Consider the following 22061-nt stretch of genomic DNA (forward strand, 5'->3'; position numbering starts at 1 on the left):
GATGCGCAGCCGGTTGCTGGTGATCGTGCTGGCCCTGGTGGGGCTGCTCGCGGTCGGCCTGGGCGTCCCGCTGGGCATGATCGACGCCCAGCGCAGCCAGGAGGAGGTGTTCACCGACCGGCTCACCGACACGATCTCCTTCGCCTCCGGCGCGCAACGCCCGCTCATCGAGTCCGACGGCGGCCGGTCCTCGACGGTCGCGTTCGCCGCCGAGATCGCCCGCTACGACCAGGTCTACGGCGTGGCGGTGCTCGTCTACGACCGGGCCGGGCAGGTCGTCGCCTCGTCCCGCGAGCAGCCCCCGCAGCTCTCCGCGGACGCGCAGCAGCGCCTGCGGGTGGCGCTGGCCGGGCGGCGCTCCACGGCCTACGACCTGCTGATGCCCTGGGACGACCGCCCGATCGTCCTGGCCGAGCCGGTGCTCGTCGACGGCGAGGTGGTCGGGGCGGCGGTCACCGTCTCGCCGACCGACGCCCTGCGCGACGGCGAGCTGCGCACCTGGGGCGTGGTGGCCGGCGCAGTGCTGCTGGCGCTGCTGCTCGGCGTCCTGGTGGCGCTGCCGGTGGTGGCCTGGATCCTGCGCCCGGTCCGTCGCCTCGACGAGGGGATGGGGCGGGTCGCGTCGTCGGTGCTGGCCGGGGGCGACGCCGAGCCGGTCGCCGAGCGCGCCGGGCCGCCGGAGCTGCGGCGGCTCTCGACGTCGTTCGACCGGATGACCGAGACCGTCACCCAGGCCATGACCACCCAGCGTGCGTTCGTCGCCGACGCCAGCCACCAGCTGCGCAACCCGCTGACCGCCCTGCACCTGCGTCTGTCCAATCTCGATGGCCAGGTGGACCCGGACGCCGCGGACGACCACGTCGCCGCGCTGGAGGAGGCCGAACGCCTGTCCCGCGTGCTGGACGGCCTGCTCGCCCTGGCGCGTGCCGAACGCGTCCCCGACGGCGACGGGGAGTCCGATGTGGATGCCGCCGTCGACGACCGGCTGGAGGCGTGGCGCCCGCTCGCCGAGCACCAGGGGGTGACGCTGCGCCGGACCGGGCCGCGCGGGCTGCGCGCGCGGATCGCGCCCGGCGGGATCGAGACCGTCCTGGACGCCGTGCTGGACAACGCGTTGAAGTACACGCCCTCCGGCGCCGAGATCCGGGTCCGGACCCTGCGCGCCGGCGACCGGGTCGGCGTCGCGGTGGCCGACGGCGGTCCGGGGATGGACGCCGAGGCGATGGCGCGGGCGACCGACCGGTTCTGGCGGGCCCCGGGGCAGACCAATGTGGAGGGCAGCGGGCTGGGGCTGGCCATCGCCGAGCGCACGGTCGAGCTCGCGGGCGGGGAGTTCCGGCTCGGGTCCGATGCGGGCGGTGGGCTCGTGGTGACCGCGCTGCTGCGGGCGACGGGTCAGTAGCCCTTCGTCGACCGGTAGAACTCCTGCGCCCCCGGGTGCAGCGGGATCGGCTGGGTGCCGATCGCGGAGCGGGAGTCGACGGTGACCGCGGCGGGGCTCGCCGCGGCCAGGAGTGGCTGCTCCCGGAACGCCGCGTCGATCAGGTTCCGCGCCTCCTCGATGCCCATCGACGCGGTGACGAGCAGGGCGTTGCGCACGGTCAGCGTGCTGATCGGACCGGGCAGGCCGTACGTGTCGGCCGGGACGGTGCCCACCGAGTAGACCGGGAAGCGCTCGCGCAGCCGGGGGAGTACGTCCCCGAGGTCGAGCAGCCGGATCGGCAGCTCCCGCGCGAGTGCCTGGATGCCCTCGGTGGGGATGCCGCCGGACCAGAAGAACGCGTCGATCCGGCCCTCCCGCAGGGCGGCCGTCGCGTCGGCCAGGCCCAGCTCGGCGCGCGTGCCGAGTCCGGCGACCCCGATGCCGGCGACGTCGAGCAGCCGGATCGCGATCGGCTGGTAGCCGCTGCCCGACGGCCCGATCGACACCCGGGCGTCGCGCAGGTCGGTGAGACGGGTGAGGCGCGACTCGCGGCGGACGACGACGTGCGTGGCGTCGTCGTAGAGCCGGGCCAGCGCCCGCGGGGCGAGCGGCGCCGCGGCGTCGATCCGGTTCGCGAACACCTCGGCCACGTCGATCTGGCTGATCGCGACCTGCGCGGTGCCGTCGCCGAGGAGCTCCATGTTCTGCCCGGACCCGGCCGTGGACAGCACCCGCGGGGCGGGGTCGAGCTCGAGGCGCCGGGCCCAGATGCCGGCCAAGGTCTGGGCCAGGCTCAGGTAGACGCCGGGCCGGACCCCGCCGGCGAACACCAGCTCCCGCGCCGGTGCGGAGCCGGTGCAGGCCGCGACACCGGGCAGGGCGAGGCCCAGCCCGGCGACGCCGGCGGCGCGCAGCACGACGCGCCGTCGTAGCTGCGGTGATCCCCCCGGCTGCACGCGCGCATTGTGGCGGTGCGGGCCCCTCGCGGTCGAGTCCGGAGCAGGGACACGGGTGGTGCGACGGGCCGGCAGTCCCGGCGCCTACCCTCGGTGGCTGTGAGCCGCAGTTACGCCGTGCGCACCTACGGGTGCCAGATGAACGTGCACGACTCCGAGCGGATGGCCGGGCTGCTCGAGGCCGCCGGGTACTCCCGGGCGGGCGAGCCCGACTCCGCCGACGTCGTCGTGTTCAACACGTGCGCGGTGCGCGAGAACGCGGACAACAAGCTCTACGGCAACCTCAGCCACCTGGCGCCGATCAAGCGCGAGCGCCCGGACATGCAGATCGCGGTCGGCGGGTGCCTGGCCCAGAAGGACCGCGACACGATCGTGAAGCGTGCACCGTGGGTGGACGTCGTGTTCGGCACGCACAACGTGCACGCGCTGCCGGTGCTGCTCGAACGCGCCCGGCACAACGCCCGCGCCGAGGTCGAGATCGTCGAGTCGCTCGAGGTGTTCCCCTCGACGCTGCCCGCGCGGCGCGAGTCCGCCTACGCCGGCTGGGTGTCGATCTCGGTGGGCTGCAACAACACCTGCACGTTCTGCATCGTGCCCGCGCTGCGCGGCAAGGAGAAGGACCGCCGTCCCGGCGACGTGCTGGCCGAAGTCCAGGCACTGGCCGCCGACGGCGTGCTGGAGGTGACCCTGCTCGGGCAGAACGTGAACGCCTACGGGCAGGAGTTCGGTGGGGAGATGAGCCGGGGGGCCTTCGCGAAGCTCCTGCGCTCCTGCGGCGACGTCGAAGGGCTGGAGCGGGTCCGCTTCACCTCTCCGCACCCGCGCGACTTCACCTCCGACGTGATCGCCGCGATGGCGCAGACGCCGAACGTCTGCCCGCAGCTGCACATGCCGCTGCAGTCCGGCTCCGACGACGTGCTGCGGCGGATGCGGCGCTCCTACCGGTCGTCACGGTTCCTGGCGATCCTCGACGAGGTGCGCGAGTCGATCCCGGACGCCGCGATCTCCACCGACATCATCGTCGGGTTCCCCGGCGAGACCGAGGACGACTTCGAGGCCACCCTCGACGTGGTGCGGCGCGCGCGGTTCACCAACGCGTTCACGTTCCAGTACTCCCCGCGCCCCGGGACGCCCGCCGCGGAGCTGGACGGTCAGCTGCCCAAGGCCGTCGTGCAGGAGCGCTACATGCGGCTCACCGCGCTGCAGGAGGAGATCTCCTGGGCCGGGAACCGCGCCCAGGAGGGCCGCGAGCTCGAGGTGCTGGTCGCCGGCGGCGAGGGCCGCAAGGACGGCGCCACCCACCGGATGTCCGGGCGGGCCCGCGACGGCCGTCTGGTGCACTTCGCGCCGGGCGCCGCCGTTCCGCGACCGGGCGACGTGGTGACCGTGCGCGTCGACTACGGCGCCCCGCACCACCTCGTCGCCGACGGCGGGGTGCTCACCCACCGCCGCACCCGCGCCGGTGACGCGTACGAGTCCGGCACGCGGACCGGGCCCGCCCCGACGACACTGGGTCTGCCGGCGTTCGGCAAGCCGGACGCTCTGCCACCACGGACCGGTGGCTGTAGCACCCCCGACAGCAGCGGAGACCCCATGCGACCCAGCGCCGTGACGACCACCTCCGGTGCCCGATGAGCGACGAGCGGCGCTCGCGGGCCGAGCTCCCCGAGGAGCTGCGTGAGCTCAACGCCCAGGTCGCCGGACTGCCGGAGCAGATCGAGCGCCGGTTCGACCCCGGTGCGCGGGCGCTCGTGGTCTCGGTCGGCGTCCTGGTGCTGATCGGCTCGGTACTGCTGCCGTGGATCGGTGGCAGCCCGGGCTGGCAGGTGTTCGCCGGGATCGCCTCCTACGGCCCGCTGCCGCGCCTGTTCACCTTCACGCTCATCGCGTTCGGCGTGCTGGGCTCGATGCTGGCGCTGGTGACGCGACGGTGGGCGATCGCGTTCGTGTGCGCGATCGGCTGCGGGATCTCCACCGTCAACGGGATCTGGGCGATCTGGTCGCGCCAGATCGGCGCCGACAGCGGCCTCGCACCCCCGCAGGTGGGGCTCGTCCTCGGCGCGATCGGCGTCCTCGTCCTGACGTTCACCTGGGCCGGGGTGGCCCTGCGCCGGGGCTGAGCCCCGCCGCCCGGGTCACCCCCGCCCCCTCAGCGCTGCTCGACGGCCTGCTCGGCGGCGGAGAGCCACTCCCGCCACTGGTCGGCCTGGCGCTGGGCCTCGGCCTCGCGGCGGGCGTCACCGGCCGCGCGGGCCTTCTCCGCCTGCGCCTCGAACTGGGTGACCTTCGTCCGGAACTGGTCCAGACGGGCCAGGGCCTCCGGATCGCTGCGGCGCCACTGCTTGTCCGCGGCGTCGGAGACCTTCTCCTCGACGCTGCGCAGCCGGCCCTCGAGGGTGCGGATGTCGTCGCGCGGGACCTTGCCGATGTCCTCCCAGCGGGCCTGGATGCCGCGCAGGGCGGACCGCGCCGAGTCCGGGTCGGACAGGTCGATCTTCTCGGCCTCGGCCAGCAGCGTGCGCTTGGCCTCGGCGTTCGCCGCGAACTCGGCGTCGCGCTCGGCGAAGGAGGCGTTGCGGCGGGCGAAGAACGCGTCCTGAGCGCCGCGGAAGCGGGCCCACAGCGCGTCGTCGGTGTCGCGGTGCGCGCGGCCGGCGGCCTTCCACTCGGCCATCAGGTCGCGGTAGCGGGTGGCGGTGGCGGCCCAGTCGTCGGAGTCGGCCAGGGCCTCGGCCTCGACGGCGAGCTCCTCCTTGCGCTCCTTGGCCACGGTGCGCTGGCGGTCGAGGTCGGCGAAGTGCGAGCCGCGGCGGCGGTTGAACGACTCGCGGGCCTTGGAGAAGCGCTTCCAGAGCGCCTCGTCGGTCTTGCGGTCGACACCCTTGATCGTGCGCCACTCGTCGAGGATCGCCTTGTAGCGATCGCCGGCCTCCTTCCACTGCGTGGAGTCCTCGGCCATCTTCTCGGCCTCGACGGCGAGGGCCTCCTTGCGCGCGAGCGCGTCGGCGCGGGCCTTGTCGCGGTCGGCCTTGGCCGCGGCGACACCGGACTCGGCGCGCCCGACGAGGTCGTCGAGCCGCGACCGCAGCGCCGCGACGTCACCGACGACCGACGCCGTGTCGAGGCCCTCGAGCAGGGCCGTGATGCCGGTCCGGGTGGCCTTGGCGTCGCCACCGGCCTCGAGCCGCGCGGCCAGCACCTCGGTCTCGGTGACCAGGTCGTCGAAGCGGCGGGCGTAGTGCTCCAGCCCCTCCTGCGGGGTCCCGGCCTGGAACGAGCCGACCACGCGCTCGCCGTCGGCGGTGATCAGGTGGATGGTGCCGTCGTCGTCGGCGCGGCCCCAGCGGGACGGGTCCGGCGAGCTCGCGGGGACGGGCGAGGGCTGCGCGGCGGGCGGCGCGACCGGGCGGGGGCGGGGCACCGCGGCGGCCGGCGGCGGGCCCGGACGGGCCGGCGGCGGCCCGGGCCGGGCGGAGGGTGGAGGACCGGGGACCGGGCCCGACGAGCCGTTGCGCGGGCCGGGGACCGGACCGGAACCGGTGTCGCCGGCCTCCGTCCCTGCGACTGTCCCTGCGGCGTGGCTCTCCTGGACCGTGCTGTCCTCGACCGACCGGTCGGGGGCGGACCGGGCGGGGTCTGTGTCGGGCACCGATGTCCTCCTCGTTCGGCCCGCCGCGGTGTCGCGGCGGGCGCCCCGCCGACAGGCGGAGCCGTACGCGCGCCGACCGGTTCGTGACAACCGTCGGACCGGCGATTCAAGCAGGTCGGCACCGTCCAGGGGAACCGCTGAGGCCCTCCGGGAGACGCTGCGCGCCGTCAGCGGCGGGTGCCCATCGGTGAACCGTCGTCGCGGCCGTGACCAGGCCGTGGCGCCGTTCGTCGCCGGGTGTGTCGGGGTGGGCGGCGGAGGAGCCCTATCCTCGGCGTCCGTGCTCTCCGTGATCGCCGTCCTGCCCCAGCCCCCGTTGCTCGTGCCGGAGCTGACGGGGGGTGCCGCCGTGGAGACCGAGGCGCTGCGGGAGGCGTGCCGCGACACCGCCGCCGCGCTCGCCGAGGCCACCCGGTCGTGGATCGTGGTCGGCGCCGACTCCGGCGGGCGGCGCAGCGTCGAGCCCGGCACCACCGGCACGTTCGCCGGGTACGGGCGCGACGTCCCGGTCGTGCTGCCCGGGGGAGTAGGACGGGTCGACGACGAGGGCCCCCGCCTGCCGCTGCCGCTGCTGATCGCCGGGTGGGCCGCCGCGGGCACCGGTACCGACCTGCGGGTGCGCGGCGAGCTGATCTCCCCGGACGCGTCGCCGGCGGACTGCCTCGCGCTCGGGGCCGAGCTGGCCGCCACCGGGGCCGAGGACGTCGGTCTCCTGGTGGTCGGCGACGGTGCGGCCCGGCACACCGCGACGTCCCCGGGCGGTTTCGACGAGCGCGCCGAGGCCTTCGACGCCGTCGTCGCCGCCGCACTGGACGCCGCCGACCCGGAGCCGCTCGCCGAGCTGGACCCGGAACTCGCCCGCGAGCTGTGGGCGGCCGGCCGCGCGCCGTGGCAGGTGCTGGCCGGCGCGGCGCGGGCCGGTGGGACGTGGACCGGGAGGCTGCGCCACACCTCGATCCCCTACGGCGTGGCCTACCACGTGGCGACGTGGCACCGGAGCTGACGCCGCTGGTGGCCGTGGTCGGCCCGACCGCCACCGGCAAGTCCGACCTCGCGCTCGACCTCGCGCTGCGCTGCGGCGGAGAGGTCGTCAACGCCGACGCCATGCAGCTCTACCGAGGCCTCGACGTCGGGACCGCGAAGCTGCCGGTCGGTGAGCGCCGCGGTGTGCCGCACCACCAGCTCGACGTCCTCGACGTCACTGAGGCGGCCTCGGTGGCGGCCTACCAGCGGCACGCCCGCGCCGACGTCGAGGCGTTGCGGGCGGCCGGCCGCACACCGGTGCTGGTCGGAGGGTCCGGGCTCTACGTCCAGGCCGTCGTCGACGAGCTGGAGTTCCCGGGCACCGACCCGGAGCTGCGGGCGCAGCTGCAGACCGAGCTGGACACCCTCGGCGCCGCGGCGCTGCACCGGCGCCTCGCCGAGCGCGACCCCGCCGCCGCGGCCGACGTCCTGCCGAGCAACGGACGCCGGATCGTGCGCGCGCTGGAGGTGATCGCGCTGACCGGGAAGCCGTTCCGGGCCCGGATGCCCGCCGCCGCCGTGCCCCGCTACGACGCCGTGCTGATCGGGGTGGACCGCGACACGGGCGTGCTCGACGAGCGGATCGCGGTCCGGGTGGACGCGATGCTGGCCGGCGGGATGGTCGCCGAGACCCGTGCGCTGCTGCGGCGCGGCCTGCGCGACGGCCCCACGGCGTCGCGTGCGCTGGGCTACAGCCAGGTGCTCGACGCGCTGGACGAGGCCGGGTCCGACGACGCCGAGCTGACCGCGGCGGCCCTGGAACGGGTCCGGTCCGAGACCGTGCGGGCGACCCGGCGGTTCGTCCGCCGTCAGCGGTCCTGGTTCCGCCGCGACAAGCGCATCCGCTGGCTCGACGGCGCCGACCCGGACCTGCTCGAGCGCGCCCTCGACGCCGTGCACGCCGTCGGGAGCCGGGGCGCGGCCCGGTCGTAGGCTGGTCGCATGAGCTCGTCCACCCACGGCGTCGCGTTCACCAAGGGCCACGGCACGCAGAACGACTTCGTCGTGCTGCCCGACCCGGACGCCTCGCTCGACCTGACCGCGGCCCGCGTCGCCGCGCTGTGCGACCGCCGCCGCGGTCTGGGTGCGGACGGGGTGCTGCGGGTGGTGCGGTGGGCGAAGGTGGCCGGGGTTGCCGGTGTGCCGGACCCGGAGCCCGGTGTCGAGTGGTTCATGGACTACCGCAACGCCGACGGCTCGGCCGCGGAGATGTGCGGCAACGGTGTCCGGGTGTTCGGCCGCTACCTGCGCGACCGCGGCTGGGGCGGCGACGGCCCGCTGGGCACCCGTGCCGGCGTCCGCACGGTGACGGTCACCGGCTCGGGCGCGGACACCGTCGTCTCGGTCGGGATGGGCCCGGCCCGGATCGGTGCCGAGTCCACCGCGGTCGTCGACGGCGTCGCGTTCGGCGGGGTCGCGATCGACGTCGGCAACCCGCACCTGGCCTGCGTGGGCGCGACCGACCCGGACACCCTGGACCTGACCCGCGCCCCGTCGCACGACGCGTCGCTGTTCCCGCACGGCGTCAACGTCGAGTTCGTGACGCCGGTCGCCGCCGGTCCGGACGGCGACGCCGTGCGGATGCGGGTGCACGAGCGCGGGGTGGGGGAGACCCGGTCGTGCGGCACCGGGACCGTCGCCGCCGTCGTCGCCGCCCTGCGCGCGGCCGGCCGCGACACCGGCGACGTCCACGTCGCCACCCCCGGCGGAGCCCTGCGGGTCACCGTCGAGCCCGGTGCGACGACGCTGCACGGACCGGCCGAGCTCGTCGCGCACGGCGAGCTGGACCGGACGTGGTGGGATGCCCTGGCCTGAGCCGGCTCAGCCCCGGGCGGGGACCTGCTCGTCGAGCCAGTCGAAGATCCGTTCCCCGCGCAGCCCGGCCGCGGCCGGCTCGCAGTGCGAGTCCGCGCCCTCGTCCTCGGTGAACGCGACGATGTCCTTCGGGGAGCGCAGCGCGTCGTAGAGGCGCCGGGACTGGCCGGGCCAGAACTGCTCGTGCTCCGGGTCGGTGACCAGGACGGGGCAGGTGATCTCCCCGATCATCTCGTCGGTGAGGGCGTAGGCGCGTGCGGCGGTGAAGAAGTCGAACGCCGACGTCACGCCGTAGGGACGCATCCGGGCCGCCATCATCGCCGCGGTGGCGGGGGAGAGCTTCAGTGCCCAGCCCATCTCGCGGTCGAACTTGTCCCGGTCGCCCTCGTCGAGCAGCGTCACCAGCGGGTGCGGGATCTGCGAAAGCATCACGGTCGCGACGTCGACGACACCCGGGTCGGCGACGGCGGCGGCGACGCGGTGCTCGAACGCCAGCGCCCGCGGCACCCAGTAACCGCCCTGGCTGATCCCCATCAGCGCGACGGCGGACGGGTCGACCTCCGGGCGCGCGGCCAGGTGGTCGAGCACCGGGGTGATCACCTTCTCCCAGTCCGGTCGGAACGGGATTGCCTGGCGGACCAGGGCCGCGTTCTGCCCGGGCCCGTCGAACGTGACGGCGTTCCAGCCCCGCGCCAGCGCGTCGGCGATCCCGCCGACCCAGGCGCCGACGACGGAGCCGTCGCTGCCGTTGTTGTGGACCAGGGTGCGGCGGGGCTCGTCCGTCGGACCGGACCGGAACAGGTAGCCGGGCAGCGTCGTGCCCTCGTACGGGATCTCGATCCGCTCGACCGCGACGTCGGTGAGGTCGGCGAACCGGTCCCACGCCTCGCGGTGGCGTTCCCACAGGCCGGCGAACTCCTCGTGGTCCGCGGCCTGGTCCGAGGCGACGGCGTAGTAGTTCGACGCCCGCAGGTACTGCGCCGCCGCCGAACGCCGGTGCCCGGACGCGGCGCGCGCGCCCGCCCCGGTGACGAGCCGGTCGGCGGTCGCCGTCCACGCCCGGACCCACGCCGGAGCCCTGCCGTGGGGAACGTGCTCGACCGTCGCCAGGACCTCGCCGACGTCGGCGGCGCGGTGGAAGACCCCGCCGAGCGCGATCCTGGTGGCGAAGTCGAAGTCGTGGTTCTTGAAGAACGGACGCACGGGGTCCACCTCTCGCCGCGGATGTGGCCGTGACTGTGCTCCCGATCGGGTCCCGCGTCGCGGTTCCCGCGAAGGGTTGCGCCGTTCGGCCCCGGACTGCGTCCGGAACACCCCGGTGGCACCCCGACGAAAGGAGGCGGACACGGGGGCGCGAGACGTGGGAGCATGGAGGGAACATGACTGAAGCCCCACTGAACGACCCGGCCCCGCGCAACCCCGACGTGACCCCTGCCGTGGACACCGTCGACGAGCCCGTCCGCGCGCCGCGTGCCTCCCGTGCCCCCGCCCCGCGTGGCGGGAACCCCTCCTCCGGTGAGATGGACCTGGAGGAGCGGTCCTCGCTGCGCCGTGTCGCCGGGCTCTCCACCGAGCTCACCGACGTCACCGAGGTCGAGTACCGGCAGCTGCGCCTGGAGCGGGTCGTGCTGGTCGGCGTCTGGACCGAGGGCTCCTCCGAGCAGGCCAACGCCTCGCTCGCCGAGCTCGCCCGCCTGGCCGAGACGGCCGGCTCCCAGGTGCTCGACGGCCTGGTGCAGCGCCGCACGAACCCCGACCCGTCGACGTTCATCGGCGCCGGCAAGGTCTCCGAGCTCGACTCCGCGGTGCGCGCGGCCGGGGCGGACACCGTGATCTGCGACGGCGAGCTCTCGCCCGGTCAGCTGCGCCAGCTCGAGGAGAAGCTCAAGGTCAAGGTCATCGACCGGACCGCGTTGATCCTCGACATCTTCGCCCAGCACGCCCGTTCCCGGGACGGCAAGGCCCAGGTCGAGCTGGCCCAGCTGTCCTACCTGCTGCCGCGACTGCGCGGCTGGGGTGAGGCGCTGTCCCGGCAGGTCGGTGGACGGGCCGCGAACGGCGTCGGCATCGGTGGCCGCGGCCCCGGTGAGACGAAGATCGAGCTGGACCGCCGCCGGATCCGGACCCGCATGTCCAAGCTGCGCCGCGAGATCGGTGCGATGCGCCGGGTCCGGGAGACCCAGCGCGGCAACCGCCGCCGCTACGAGGTGCCGTCGGTGGCCATCGTCGGCTACACCAACGCCGGCAAGTCCAGCCTGCTCAACGCGCTCACCGACGCCGGTGTGCTGGTCCAGGACTCGCTGTTCGCGACGCTGGACCCGACCACCCGCAAGGCCGAGACCCCGGACGGGCGGCACTACACCCTCACCGACACGGTCGGGTTCGTGCGGCACCTGCCGCACCAGCTCGTCGAGGCGTTCCGGTCGACGCTGGAGGAGGCCGCGGAGGCCGACCTGCTGGTGCACGTCGTGGACGCCTCCGACGCGTTCCCGGACGAGCAGATCTCGGCCGTGCGCCAGGTCCTGGTCGAGATCGGGGAGCAGCAGGGCGGAACGATGCCGCGCGAGCTGCTCGTGGTGAACAAGACCGACGCCGCGGGTGACCTGGCCCTGGCCCGGCTGCGCGGGGCGCTGGCCGGCGAGGCCGTGTTCGTCTCGGCGCGCCGCGGCGACGGGATCACCAAGCTGCGCGACCGGATCGCCGAGCTGTTGCCGCACCCGGAGTACGAGGTCGACCTGCTGCTGCCCTACACCGAGGGCGGCCTGGTCGCGCGGGTGCACGACGAGGGCGAGGTGCTGTCCGAGGAGCACACCCCGGAGGGCACCCGTCTGCACGCCCGGGTCAGCCCGGAGCTGGGCACGGCGGTGTCGGCGTTCGTCACGGCCGGGACGCGGTCCGTGGCCGGTTCCGGCAAGTCGCGGCCCTGAGCAGGGCGTTCCGTAGCGGTTCGACGCTCGTTCTGGCCGCCGCCCTCCTCCTGACCACCCCGGTCCCGGGTGGGGCCGGAGCGGCGTCGGCGGCGACCCCTTCGCCCGCGCAGCCCTCACCCGGGCCGGGATGCACGATCACCGACGACCGGCTCGACGAGCTGTCCGGCCTGATCTCCGACGGCGGTCCGGGCGGCGGCCGCGGCGGCGGCCCCGGCGGCGGCGGGGAGCTGTGGGGGATCGTCGACAGCGGCTCGCGATCGGTCGCCTACCGCATCGACCCGGCGACCTGCGCCGTCACCGGCACCCGCTCCGCCCGGATCGACCCCGCCGACGTCGAGGACCTCGCCCTCGGCCCGGACGGCGCGCTGTGGCTCGCCGACATCGGCGACAACGCCGGCCGCCGGGACTCGGTCGCGCTGATCGTCCTGCCGCGCACCGGCCCGCCGCGCCTGTACCGGCTCACCTATCCGGACGGGCCGCGCGACGCCGAGGCGATGGCCGTCGGCGACGACGGCGTCCCGGTGATCGTCACCAAGGCCTCCGGCGCGGCCGGGGTCTACCGGCCGTCGGGCCCGCTCGCCGAGCCCGGGCCGACCCCGCTGGTGCGGGCCGGCCAGGTGGTGCTCCCGGTGTCGTCGACGGCCGGTGGCCCGCTCGGCGGGATCGGCAGCCGCACGGTCACCGGGGCCGGGTTGAGCCCCGCGACCGCGACCGGGGGCCGCGCGCTCGCCCTGCGCACCTACACCGACGCGTGGCTGTTCCCGCTGCGCGACGGCGCCTCCGCGGACGCGATCGTGACGGCCCTGACCGGGGCACCCGTCCGGATACCGCTACCGGACGAACCGCAGGGCGAGGCGGTCGCGCTCACCGGTGACGGGACGCTGCTGTCCGGGTCCGAGACCCGGAGCGGGCGTCCGGCCGGGATCCGCACGGTGCCCGGTGCGGTCGCCGCGGCCCTCGCCCCGGGCGCGGCGGCACAGGCGCAACCGGCGCAGGCACCGCCGACCCGGACGTTCCCCACATGGCTGCCCGCCGTCCTCGGCGGTGCCGTGGTGGTCGTGCTGCTGCTGGGCGCCGGCGTCGCGATGACGGTGCACGGCCGGCGCCGCCACTGACGCCCCGCCCGCTCGGCGCTGTTCCCTCCGGTGAGGGCACGGGGCGACAGGGGCGTCACAGGCGCCGCAGCACCGCCACGACCCGGCCCAGGATGGTTGCGTCGTCACCGGGTATCGGCTGGTAGGCCGCGTTCGCCGGCATCAGCCAGGCGTGCCCGTCCTTGCGGCGGAACGTCTTCACCGTGGCCTCGCCGTCGATCATCGCGGCGACCACCTCGCCCTGCTCGGCCACCGGCTGCTGACGCACCACGACCCAGTCGCCGTCGGTGATCGCGGCCTCGACCATCGAGTCGCCCTTGACGTTGAGCAGAAACAGCGTCCCCTCGCCGACGATCTCGCGGGGGAGCGGGAACACGCTCTGCACGGCCTGCTCGGCCAGGATCGGGCCACCGGCGGCGATGTCGCCGAGCAGCGGCACGAACGCCGGGGACGGCCGCTCGGACCGCACCGCCGACGGGTCGCCGTCGTTCTCGGAGCTCTCGCCGGTGTCGGGGCTGCGCACGTCGACCGCACGGGTGCGGTTCGGGTCCCGGCGCAGGAACCCCTTCTTCTCCAGCGTCCGCAGCTGGTGGTGCACCGACGACGTGGAGGTCAGCCCGACCGCGTCGCCGATCTCGCGCACGCTCGGCGGGTAGCCGAAGCGCTCCACCCAGTCCCGGATCACCGCGAGCACCTTGCGCTGGCGGGGGGTCAGGGCACGCGTGTCCGCCGCAGGATCGGGGAAGTCACGCACGTTCCCGGCCCCGGGACCGGCGGTCGTGCCGGTTCCGGACTCGTCCGCTGCCATGCGATCTCGCCTCCTCAAGGATTCGTTCGAGTTCGAACGGTAGTCGCCACCGGCACGATCGCCAAACACATGTTCGAACGACACGCCGGTATGTCGTGGATTTCTGTCGGGGCTCGGTGGTAGACACTCGCACGAGCGTTCGATCGAACATCAGTGCGATTCGTCGACAGGAGCCCGGTGCGAGAACCGGGCCCGGTGAGGGGCAGGGCCGTGATCACGTACGAGCTGCAGGAGACCCGCGACGTGCCCGTCGACGGTCGCCGCCACCCGTCCGTCCGGGTCGCCGGTGCCGAGGACGTCCGTGACATCCGGACCGCGCGGTCCGTGCGGTCCGGCGCCGGTCGCCGTCCGGCGTCCGGGGTCGCCGTGGTTGCGCGACAGAGGACGTCGGTTCGCCGGGACCGCCCCGTCCCGGCGCGGACCGCGCCCGGCCGGACCCGGTCCGCCGCACGCGGCGTGGCGCTGTGCCCCGGTCCGGTGCCGCTCGCGCCGCGCGCCGTGGTCTCGGCCGCCCGGTACCGGATGCGCCGTCTGGTCGCGGGGGCGGGCCTGGTGCTCGCATCGGCGGCCGTGGTGTTCGGGCTCGGGCTGCTCGCCGACGCCTCGGCCGCGGCGAACGGTGCTCCGATCGCCCCGGTGACCGTTCTCCACGGCTTCTGACGACGGGCGCGTGCGGCCGCCCACCCGTTTTTGTCGGGGGTCGCTGTTACACCTTTCGCACGCGCGTTCGACCGGTCCTCGGTGGCCGGTGCGGTGGCGACGAGGAAGCGGCGACGGGTAGCACTGCGGAGGGGTCATGGAAGAGCTCGACGTGATGGTCCGGACCGGCGGGGAGATCCCCCGGCCGCGGACGGGGGCCGACCGGCGCCGCCGGCGGACCCGCCGCCGGGTTCCCGTCGCCCGGCGGTCCGGGCCGGGCACGGCCACGGTGACGCCGCTCGCGCCCCGGCGCCGGGTGTGCGTTCCCGGGCCGGACACGGCCGGCGCCCCCGGTGCGGTGCCGGTCCCCGTTCTGCCGGCCGCTATCGCCGGTGCCGCCGCGGTGCCGGAGCGGGCGCCGCGGACGCGGGCGTGCCTGGTGCCGGCCCGCACCGCCGGACACCGGACGAGGGGTCACCGCGTCCGGACGCGCACCGAACGGTTCCTCGTCGGGCTCGCGACGGTCCTGTGCTCCGCCGTGGCGGTCGTCGTCCTGGGCCTGCTCGCCGACGCCTCCGCCGGGCGGGTCGACGCCCCGGGCGTCGGTGTTCCGTCCCCGGAGCCGGGGTACTCGGCTCCCGCGTGGTCGGTGCCGTCGCCAGGGTCGGACGGCGTCGTGCCGTCGGGTGTGGGGTCCTCGCGCTGACGCGCGCGGTCGGGCCGCCCGTCGGGCCGCCCTGACCGTGGTGCCCGGGTCGGGACGCCGGACCGCCCGGGGGCTCGGGCGACGACCCGCCCGGCGCGTCACCCCGGCGTGTCCCCGATGCGACCGGCGGGCGGACGGCCTCCGCCGGGTGCTGCGGACGGCGCCCCCGGGAAGGACGACCCGCTGAGCTGGGCGGACGTTCCGGCGGTCCCGGCCGAGCTGCTACGGCGGCCGATCACCGGTGTGCGACGCTGCTGCGCACGATCGGGCGAAGTGATGCGGGGAATGCCATCGCTGGTGGCGCACCCCTACATGTAGGGGTTACATTCGTGTCGTTCTCCCACAAGTTGGGGACATGATCAGGAGTTCGGGAGGGGAGTTCGCGCATGCGCTGCCCGTTCTGCCGTCACCCGGACTCCCGTGTGATCGACTCCCGGACCGCCGACGACGGGACCGCCACGCGCCGTCGCCGGTCGTGCGCCGCCTGTGCCAAACGGTTCACCACGGTCGAGGAAGCCGTGTTGGCCGTCGTCAAGCGCAGCGGGGTGACCGAGCCGTTCAGCCGCCCCAAGGTGGTGAGCGGCGTCCGGAGGGCGTGCCAGGGCCGGCCCGTCGACGAGGACGACCTGCAACAGCTGGCACACAAGGTCGAGGAGTGCGTACGGGCGGGCGGTGCGGCCGAGATCCCCAGCCACGAGGTGGGGCTGGCGATCCTCGGACCGCTGCGTGAGCTCGACGAGGTCGCATACCTGCGCTTCGCGAGCGTCTACCGCGCGTTCTCGTCGATCGAGGATTTCGAGAAGGAGATCGCCGACCTGCGTTCTGCGGCTGCCGGGGAAGCAGTCGACGGAACAGGTGGCGCCCCGCCGGGCTGAGTGAGCCGGAGGGGCACGGTGTCGGGTGCGGGAAACCGTGGACGGCACCGCGGTCCGCGCTGCCCTGAGGGCGCGGGCTCAAGGATTCGTCGACAACGGAAGAAGACGTTCATGACCGAAACCGTCGGGGGCCCGACGGCGGCCGAGCAGGCCGCAGACGCTGCAACGAACGGAGCCGGCACCCACGGTGCCGCGGAGCAGGGGAAGACCCGCACCGCCCGCTCCGGCAAGAACGGGGCACGCGCCGCGGACAAGGGCGGCCGCGCCGGGCTGACGGTGGGACGTGTGTTCACGACCGCCGGGAGCCACCCGTATGACGAGGTGACCTGGGAGCGCCGCGACGTCGTCATGACGAACTGGCGCGACGGCACGGTCAACTTCGAGCAGCGCGGCGTGGAGTTCCCGTCGGACTGGTCGGTGAACGCGACCAACATCGTCACGAGCAAGTACTTCCGCGGCGCCGTCGGCAGTCCGCAGCGCGAGTCGAGCCTGCGCGACCTGATCGACCGCGTGGTCGGTACCTACCGCCGCGCCGGCATCGAGAACGGCTACTTCGCCACCGACGCCGACGCCGAGATCTTCGACCACGAGCTGACCTGGATGCTGCTGCACCAGGTGTTCAGCTTCAACTCGCCGGTCTGGTTCAACGTCGGGACGAGCTCCCCGCAGCAGGTCAGCGCCTGCTTCATCCTCTCGGTCGACGACACCATGGAGTCGATCCTGAACTGGTACCGCGAGGAGGGCCTGATCTTCAAGGGCGGCTCCGGTGCCGGCCTCAACCTCTCCCGCATCCGCTCGTCGAAGGAGCTCCTGTCCTCCGGCGGCACCGCCTCGGGTCCGGTCTCGTTCATGCGCGGTGCCGACGCCAGCGCGGGCACCATCAAGTCCGGCGGCGCGACCCGTCGCGCGGCGAAGATGGTCGTCCTCGACGTCGACCATCCCGACATCGAGGAGTTCGTCGAGACCAAGGCCAAGGAGGAGGCCAAGGTCCGGGTGCTGCGCGACGCCGGGTTCGACATGGACCTGGGCGGCTCGGACATCACGTCCGTGCAGTACCAGAACGCCAACAACTCGATCCGCGTGAACGACGAGTTCATGCGCGCGGTCGAGGAGGACGGCGACTTCGGCCTGCGCGGCCGGATGACCGGTGAGGTCATCGAGACGGTCAGCGCGAAGAAGCTCTTCCACGGCATCGCCGAGGCGGCCTGGAACTGCGCCGACCCCGGCATCCAGTACGACTCCACGATCAACGACTGGCACACCTGCCCGGAGTCCGGCCGGATCTCCGCGTCGAACCCGTGCTCGGAGTACATGCACCTGGACAACTCCAGCTGCAACCTGGCCTCGCTGAACCTGATGAAGTTCCTCGGCGACGACGACCAGTTCGACGCCGCGACGTTCGCCAAGGCCGTCGAGCTGATCATCACCGCGATGGACATCTCGATCTGCTTCGCCGACTTCCCGACCGAGCCGATCGCCGAGACCACCCGGCAGTTCCGCCAGCTGGGCATCGGCTATGCGAACCTGGGCGCGCTGCTGATGGCGACCGGGCACGCCTACGACTCCGAGGGTGGCCGCGCCGTCGCCGGCTCCATCACCTCGCTGATGACGGGTGCCGCCTACAAGCGCTCGGCCGAGTTGGCCGCGATCGTCGGCACCTACGACGGCTACGCCCGCAACGCCGAGGCCCACCAGCGCGTCATGCGCAAGCACTCCGCGGCCAACGACGCGATCCGCGCGAACCCGGCCAGCACCACGATCCAGAAGCTGGCCACGATCACGTGGAAGGAGTGCCTGGCGCTCGGCGAGACCAACGGCTGGCGCAACGCGCAGGCCTCCGTCCTCGCCCCGACCGGCACGATCGGCCTGATGATGGACTGCGACACGACCGGCATCGAGCCGGACCTGGCGCTGGTCAAGTTCAAGAAGCTGGTCGGCGGCGGCTCCATGCAGATCGTCAACCAGACGGTGCGCCGCGCCCTGGACAACCTCGGCTACCAGCCCGAGCAGGCCGAGGCGATCGTCGAGTACGTCGCCGAGCACGGTCACGTCGTCGACGCCCCGGGCATGAAGCCCGAGCACTACGACGTGTTCGACTGCGCGATGGGCGAGCGGGTCATCCCCGCGATGGGGCACGTCCGGATGATGGCCGCGGCACAGCCGTTCCTGTCCGGCGCGATCTCCAAGACGGTGAACATGCCCGAGCGGGCCACCGTCGCCGACGTCGAGCGGATCTACCTCGAGGGGTGGCGCCTGGGCCTCAAGGCGCTGGCCATCTACCGCGACAACTGCAAGGTCGGCCAGCCGCTCTCGGCCGGCAAGGGCGGGGAGAAGAAGGCCGAGCCGGAGACCGTCACGGTCGTCGAGCAGCGCCCGGTCCGCCGGCGGTTGCCGAAGAAGCGCCCCAGCGAGACCGTCTCGTTCACCGTCGGCGGCGCCGAGGGCTACCTGACCGCCGGCTCCTACCCCGACGACGGCCTGGGCGAGATCTTCGTCAAGCTCGGCAAGCAGGGCTCGACGCTCGCCGGCGTGATGGACGCGTTCTCGATGTCGATCTCGGTCGGGCTGCAGTACGGCATCCCGCTGGAGTTCTACGTCTCGAAGTTCTCCAACCTGCGCTTCGAGCCGGCCGGCATGACCGACGACCCGGACGTCCGGATCGCGACCAGCGTCCTGGACTACCTGTTCCGCCGTCTCGCGCTGGACCACCTGCCCTACGAGAAGCGGGTCCAGCTGGGCATCTACTCCGCGGACGAGCGCACGGCGCAGGTCAACGAGAACTACGGCACCGACGGTGACCTGGACATGGACGAGTTCCGCTCGTCGGTGCCCGCGTCGACGAAGTCCGACGAGCCCGCCGGGGTGGACCCGGCCCCGGCCGAGGTCGGCAGCTCCACCGAGCTGCTCGAGCTGCGCCTGGGCAAGGCCGCCGACGCCCCGCTGTGCATGACCTGCGGGACGAAGATGCGCCCCGCCGGATCCTGCTACCTCTGCGAGGGCTGCGGCTCCACCAGCGGCTGCAGCTGACCCACCGCCGACGGCCCGGCACCGGATCCCCCGTGCCGGGCCGTCGGCGTGTCCGGACGCCGTCGCCTTCGGACTCCGCACGAACGGAGCTCCCGTCCACCCCGGTCGTGCGAGCGGAGCCTTCGTCCAGGTCGTCGGACCGGGTGACCGCTCAGGTGGCGGAGCGCTCCGCCCCGGCCTCGCCCGGGTCCGGGCCGGTGGTGGGGCTGCGCAGGAGCTGGCGCCACTGCTCCGGGCTCCACCGCGCCGGTTCGGTTGAGTGCAGGAACTCCTCCAGCAACCCGACGAAGCGCGCCGGGTCGGTGTGGAACGGGAAGTGCCCCGAGTCGGCGAAGATCTCCAGCCGGCTGCCCGGCATGGCCTCGTGCGCACGGCGGCCGTGCTCGACCGGGACGACGGCGTCGCGGGCACCCCAGACGAGCAGCGTCGGCATCCCGCGGGTGAGGTAGCAGCGGTCCAGCATGCTCACGACCTGCCCGCGCCAGTCCACCACCGCCCGCAGGGTCCGGATGAACGCCGAGCGCGCCGTCGCGTCGGGCAGGGCGTCGACGATTCGCAGGAGGTCGGAGGCGTCCACACCGAGGTCGGTGCCGAGCGTCTTCAGCATCTGGACGGCCAGTCCGGCCTGCCAGCGCGCGGTGGGCAGCGACAGCGCGGCCAGCACGGTCTGCGCACCGGGGAGGCTGGCCGCGCGCAGGACGTTCGCCACCTCCAGCCCGGCGCCGCCGCTGCCGATCAGGACGAGACGCTCGGTGCGGTCGGGGAACTGGTAGGCGAACTGCATCGCGACGCCGCCGCCGAGCGAGTGCCCGATCAGCGTCGCGCGCTGAATGCCGAGCACGCCGAGCAGGTCGCGGACGCCGTTGGCGTAGGCGGCGACCGAGTAGTCGGCGCGGGGCTTGTCCGAGTGCCCGTGCCCGAGCAGGTCCGGGGCGATCACGAGGTGGTGGCGCGCCAGCGCGGGCAGGATCGGCTCCCACGTCGCGGAGCTGTCCCCGATGCCGTGGATCAGCACCACCGGAGGGCCGGACCCGGCGACCCGGAACGCCCGCCGGTAGCCGTGCACGGTGCGGAACCGCAGCTCGGAGTCCCGCGGCGGGACGACCCCGAGGCGGTCACCCCCGGCGCGGCTGCGCGGGTCCTGCCGGACGGCCACGGCGCCTCCTCGGGTCCTCGGGCGGTTCCGGGAGACGGTAGGCCCGCCCGGTTACCGCGGTGTTGCGCCGAGCGGCTGCCTAGAGTCAGGCGTGTGACGAGTCGTTTCAGCGTCGTTCCCGCCGCCTACGTCCTGCTGCTCCGCGGCCCCGTCGACGGCGGGGGAGAGGTCCTGCTGCAGCTACGACGCAACACCGGCTTCCGGGACGGCTACTGGGCCGCGGCCGCCGCCGGGCACGTCGAGGAGGGGGAGTCCGCCCTCGCCGGAGCCGTCCGCGAGGCCGCCGAGGAGCTCGGCGTCACGATCGCCGAGGCCGATCTCGTCCCGCTGACGGCGGTCCACCGCACCCAGGGCAACGGCAACGCGATCGACGAGCGCGTCGACTTCTTCTTCACCTGCCGGCGCTGGGAGGGCGAGCCGCGCCGGATGGAGGCCGCGAAGAGCGCCGACGTCGCCTGGTTCGCCCTCGACGCGCTGCCCGACCCGGTCGTCCCGCACGAGCTCGCCGTCCTCGAGGCGCTCCGCGCCGGGGGCCCGCCCGCGATCACCACCCACGGCTTCGATTCGTGATCCGGAAAGGCCTAACCTGACGAGGTGAGCGACGTCGCGTCCGACCCCACCGTGCAGGTCTGTGCCGGAGACCCCGAGGCCGGACCGGTCCGAGAGGTCATCGACGCGACGACGGTGCGCCTCGGCGAGCACACCGACGTGCAGCGCCTGCTGCCCCGTCTGGGACGGCGGATGGTCGGCGCCTGGTGCTTCGTCGACACCTACGGCCCGGACGACATCGCCGACGAGCCCGGCATGCAGGTCGCCCCGCACCCGCACACCGGCCTGCAGACGGTCAGCTGGCTCGTCGACGGCGAGGTGCACCACCGCGACTCGGTCGGCAGCGACCAGGTCGTGCGCGCCGGGGAGCTCGGGCTGATGACGGCCGGGCACGGGATCGCGCACTCCGAGCAGTCGCCGGACCCGCACTCCCCGCTCCTGCAGGGCGCCCAGCTGTGGGTGGCGCTTCCCGAGGCGGAGCGCGACATCGAGCCCCGGTTCGAGCACCACACCGACCTGCCGGTCGTCACCGACCGCGGCCTGTCGGCGACGGTCCTGCTCGGCGAGTTCGCCGGTGCGGTCTCCCCGGGCCGTACGCACAGCCCGCTGGCCGGGGTGGACGTCTCGGTCTCCCGGGGCGCGGACGTGCTGCTCCCGCTGCAGCGGGACTGGGAGTACGCGGTGCTCACCGTGTCCGGGCACCCGGACGTCGCCGACGGTGAGCTGGACCCGGGCGCGCTGCTCTACCTGGGCTGCGGGCGCGACGAGGTGCGGCTGCGCGCGGGCAGCGACCACGACCGCCTGCTGCTGATCGGCGGCGCGCCGTTCGACGAGAAGATCGTCATGTTCTGGAACTTCATCGGCCGCAGCTCGCGGGAGATCGAGTCGTTCCGCGAGCAGTGGCAGGACGAGATCGCCGGCTCGGGACCCGGCACGCCGCGCTTCGGTGCGGTGCCCGGCTACGAGGGCGACCCGCTGCCGTCCCCGGAGCTGCCCGCGGCCGGACGCCTGCGCCCGCGCGGACGCGTCGAGCGCCGCCGGTCCTGAGCTCTACTCCGGTTCGACCAGGCAGATCTCGACCGTCACCTCGGGACGCTCGTCGACCGGCTCGTCGGGGTCCCAGGCCCAGTGGAGCACCCACTCGACCTCGTAGTCGTCGCGCGGCCACCCCCGCGGCGCGTGGTTGACCCACTCGCCGGTGCGAGGGATGACCCGGAACCAGCGCAGCTGGCCCTTCTGCTGACCGACCCGGACCAGGGCCGGCACGAGACCGTCGTGTGCGTCGGGCATCCCGGCATGGTGCCAACTCCCACGCGCTCCGCGCTGCCCCCGATCGCCGGACGGCGGTGGACGAGAGCTCCGCTCGCGCGCCCGGGTCGGACGGGAGCTGCTCTCGTGCACGCCCTCGGGG

The 22061-nt window shown here is 74.2% G+C and carries 20 protein-coding genes; 14 read left to right on the top strand and 6 right to left on the bottom strand.

Translation table 11 applies throughout. The annotated features are described in order from the left end of the window. Nucleotide 1: 1 nt before the first annotated feature. A complete protein-coding gene (locus EV383_RS08540; protein WP_130289412.1) occupies nt 2–1402 on the top strand; it encodes a sensor histidine kinase in 1401 nt (466 codons plus the stop codon). Here the strand turns inward: EV383_RS08540 and EV383_RS08545 are convergent. Further along, the gene (locus tag EV383_RS08545) at nt 1396–2379 is read right to left on the bottom strand and encodes a TAXI family TRAP transporter solute-binding subunit (RefSeq protein WP_130289413.1); all 984 of its coding nucleotides are present in this window, start codon (nt 2377–2379) and stop codon (nt 1396–1398) included. The genes EV383_RS08540 and EV383_RS08545 overlap by 7 nt on opposite strands. A 99-nt stretch (nt 2380–2478) precedes the next feature. Here EV383_RS08545 and miaB point away from each other — a divergent pair, with 99 nt between their 5' ends. Both miaB and EV383_RS08555 read left to right on the top strand, forming a co-directional pair. Next, nucleotides 2479–4014 (top strand): tRNA (N6-isopentenyl adenosine(37)-C2)-methylthiotransferase MiaB, encoded by a 1536-nt coding sequence (gene miaB, locus EV383_RS08550; protein WP_207223467.1) that lies wholly within the window; start codon nt 2479–2481, stop codon nt 4012–4014. Further along, nucleotides 4011–4499, top strand: a complete 489-nt coding sequence (locus EV383_RS08555) for an Rv2732c family membrane protein (protein ID WP_130289415.1) — start codon at nt 4011–4013, stop codon at nt 4497–4499. Before miaB ends, EV383_RS08555 begins: the two co-directional genes overlap by 4 nt. Nucleotides 4500–4528: 29 nt before the next feature. On the opposite strand, the gene EV383_RS08560 is transcribed toward EV383_RS08555, so the two are convergent. Beyond that, a complete protein-coding gene (locus EV383_RS08560; RefSeq protein ID WP_207223764.1) occupies nt 4529–5800 on the bottom strand; it encodes a DUF349 domain-containing protein in 1272 nt (423 codons plus the stop codon). Between the two features lie 508 nt (nt 5801–6308). On the opposite strand from EV383_RS08560, the gene EV383_RS08565 reads away from it, so the two are divergent. Genes EV383_RS08565 through dapF form a run of 3 tightly spaced genes read left to right on the top strand, consistent with a single transcriptional unit; the run spans nt 6309 to nt 8866 of the window. After that, nucleotides 6309–7031, top strand: a complete 723-nt coding sequence (locus EV383_RS08565; protein WP_130289417.1) for a class III extradiol ring-cleavage dioxygenase family protein — start codon at nt 6309–6311, stop codon at nt 7029–7031. Beyond that, nucleotides 7016–7984 carry a tRNA (adenosine(37)-N6)-dimethylallyltransferase MiaA gene (gene miaA / locus EV383_RS08570; protein WP_242622972.1) on the top strand — a complete coding sequence of 323 codons (969 nt, stop codon included), beginning with the start codon at nt 7016–7018 and terminating at the stop codon, nt 7982–7984. Before EV383_RS08565 ends, miaA begins: the two co-directional genes overlap by 16 nt. A gap of 9 nt (nt 7985–7993) precedes the next feature. Then, a complete protein-coding gene (dapF, locus tag EV383_RS08575; RefSeq protein ID WP_130289418.1) occupies nt 7994–8866 on the top strand; it encodes a diaminopimelate epimerase in 873 nt (290 codons plus the stop codon). Nucleotides 8867–8872: 6 nt separating this feature from the next. Here the strand turns inward: dapF and EV383_RS08580 are convergent, their stop codons facing one another. Then, the gene (locus EV383_RS08580; RefSeq protein ID WP_130289419.1) at nt 8873–10069 is read right to left on the bottom strand and encodes an alpha/beta hydrolase family protein; all 1197 of its coding nucleotides are present in this window, start codon (nt 10067–10069) and stop codon (nt 8873–8875) included. A 317-nt stretch (nt 10070–10386) separates the two neighbouring features. Here EV383_RS08580 and hflX point away from each other — a divergent pair, with 317 nt between their 5' ends. Continuing rightward, the gene (gene hflX, locus EV383_RS08585) at nt 10387–11793 is read left to right on the top strand and encodes a GTPase HflX (RefSeq protein ID WP_242623430.1); all 1407 of its coding nucleotides are present in this window, start codon (nt 10387–10389) and stop codon (nt 11791–11793) included. Between the two features lie 497 nt (nt 11794–12290). Further along, nucleotides 12291–12911, top strand: a complete 621-nt coding sequence (locus EV383_RS08590) for a hypothetical protein (protein ID WP_130289421.1) — start codon at nt 12291–12293, stop codon at nt 12909–12911. A 55-nt stretch (nt 12912–12966) separates the two neighbouring features. Here the strand turns inward: EV383_RS08590 and lexA are convergent, their stop codons facing one another. Then, on the bottom strand, nt 12967–13698 hold the full coding sequence (lexA, locus tag EV383_RS08595; protein ID WP_130289422.1) for a transcriptional repressor LexA: 732 nt from the start codon (nt 13696–13698) through the stop codon (nt 12967–12969). A gap of 210 nt (nt 13699–13908) precedes the next feature. Here lexA and EV383_RS08600 point away from each other — a divergent pair, with 210 nt between their 5' ends. The 4 genes from EV383_RS08600 (at nt 13909) to EV383_RS08615 (ending at nt 18945) form a co-directional block, all read left to right on the top strand. After that, nucleotides 13909–14358 carry a hypothetical protein gene (locus EV383_RS08600; protein ID WP_130289423.1) on the top strand — a complete coding sequence of 150 codons (450 nt, stop codon included), beginning with the start codon at nt 13909–13911 and terminating at the stop codon, nt 14356–14358. Nucleotides 14359–14494: 136 nt separating this feature from the next. Then, complete coding sequence (locus tag EV383_RS08605) at nt 14495–15043, top strand: hypothetical protein (RefSeq protein WP_130289424.1); 549 nt, start codon at nt 14495–14497, stop codon at nt 15041–15043. Between the two features lie 386 nt (nt 15044–15429). After that, nucleotides 15430–15918, top strand: a complete 489-nt coding sequence (gene nrdR / locus EV383_RS08610; RefSeq protein WP_130289425.1) for a transcriptional regulator NrdR — start codon at nt 15430–15432, stop codon at nt 15916–15918. A 111-nt stretch (nt 15919–16029) separates the two neighbouring features. Beyond that, nucleotides 16030–18945, top strand: a complete 2916-nt coding sequence (locus tag EV383_RS08615) for a vitamin B12-dependent ribonucleotide reductase (RefSeq protein WP_130289426.1) — start codon at nt 16030–16032, stop codon at nt 18943–18945. A 151-nt stretch (nt 18946–19096) separates the two neighbouring features. Here EV383_RS08615 and EV383_RS08620 read toward each other — a convergent pair whose 3' ends face one another. Further along, on the bottom strand, nt 19097–20101 hold the full coding sequence (locus EV383_RS08620) for an alpha/beta fold hydrolase (protein WP_130289427.1): 1005 nt from the start codon (nt 20099–20101) through the stop codon (nt 19097–19099). A gap of 93 nt (nt 20102–20194) precedes the next feature. Here EV383_RS08620 and EV383_RS08625 point away from each other — a divergent pair, with 93 nt between their 5' ends. Then, nucleotides 20195–20671, top strand: a complete 477-nt coding sequence (locus tag EV383_RS08625) for an NUDIX hydrolase (RefSeq protein ID WP_130289428.1) — start codon at nt 20195–20197, stop codon at nt 20669–20671. Nucleotides 20672–20695: 24 nt separating this feature from the next. Then, nucleotides 20696–21697: a pirin family protein gene (locus EV383_RS08630; RefSeq protein ID WP_130289429.1), complete on the top strand. Its 1002-nt coding sequence runs from the start codon at nt 20696–20698 to the stop codon at nt 21695–21697. Nucleotides 21698–21700: 3 nt separating this feature from the next. On the opposite strand, the gene EV383_RS08635 is transcribed toward EV383_RS08630, so the two are convergent. Continuing rightward, nucleotides 21701–21940: a hypothetical protein gene (locus tag EV383_RS08635; RefSeq protein ID WP_130289430.1), complete on the bottom strand. Its 240-nt coding sequence runs from the start codon at nt 21938–21940 to the stop codon at nt 21701–21703. Nucleotides 21941–22061 lie beyond the last annotated feature (121 nt).

Origin of the sequence: Pseudonocardia sediminis, from assembly GCF_004217185.1 — a bacterium.
Lineage (GTDB): Bacteria > Actinomycetota > Actinomycetes > Mycobacteriales > Pseudonocardiaceae > Pseudonocardia > Pseudonocardia sediminis.

Bases quoted from the DNA above. Each gene is read 5' to 3' on its own strand.
- lexA (WP_130289422.1), bottom strand. From the start codon at position 13,698: ATGGCAGCGGACGAGTCCGGAACCGGCACGACCGCCGGTCCCGGGGCC.
- EV383_RS08540 (WP_130289412.1), top strand. From the start codon at position 2: ATGCGCAGCCGGTTGCTGGTGATCGTGCTGGCCCTGGTGGGGCTGCTC.
- EV383_RS08635 (WP_130289430.1), bottom strand. From the start codon at position 21,940: ATGCCCGACGCACACGACGGTCTCGTGCCGGCCCTGGTCCGGGTCGGT.
- EV383_RS08590 (WP_130289421.1), top strand. From the start codon at position 12,291: ATGGCCGTCGGCGACGACGGCGTCCCGGTGATCGTCACCAAGGCCTCC.
- hflX (WP_242623430.1), top strand. From the start codon at position 10,387: ATGGACCTGGAGGAGCGGTCCTCGCTGCGCCGTGTCGCCGGGCTCTCC.
- EV383_RS08555 (WP_130289415.1), top strand. From the start codon at position 4,011: ATGAGCGACGAGCGGCGCTCGCGGGCCGAGCTCCCCGAGGAGCTGCGT.
- dapF (WP_130289418.1), top strand. From the start codon at position 7,994: ATGAGCTCGTCCACCCACGGCGTCGCGTTCACCAAGGGCCACGGCACG.
- nrdR (WP_130289425.1), top strand. From the start codon at position 15,430: ATGCGCTGCCCGTTCTGCCGTCACCCGGACTCCCGTGTGATCGACTCC.
- EV383_RS08615 (WP_130289426.1), top strand. From the start codon at position 16,030: ATGACCGAAACCGTCGGGGGCCCGACGGCGGCCGAGCAGGCCGCAGAC.
- EV383_RS08605 (WP_130289424.1), top strand. From the start codon at position 14,495: ATGGAAGAGCTCGACGTGATGGTCCGGACCGGCGGGGAGATCCCCCGG.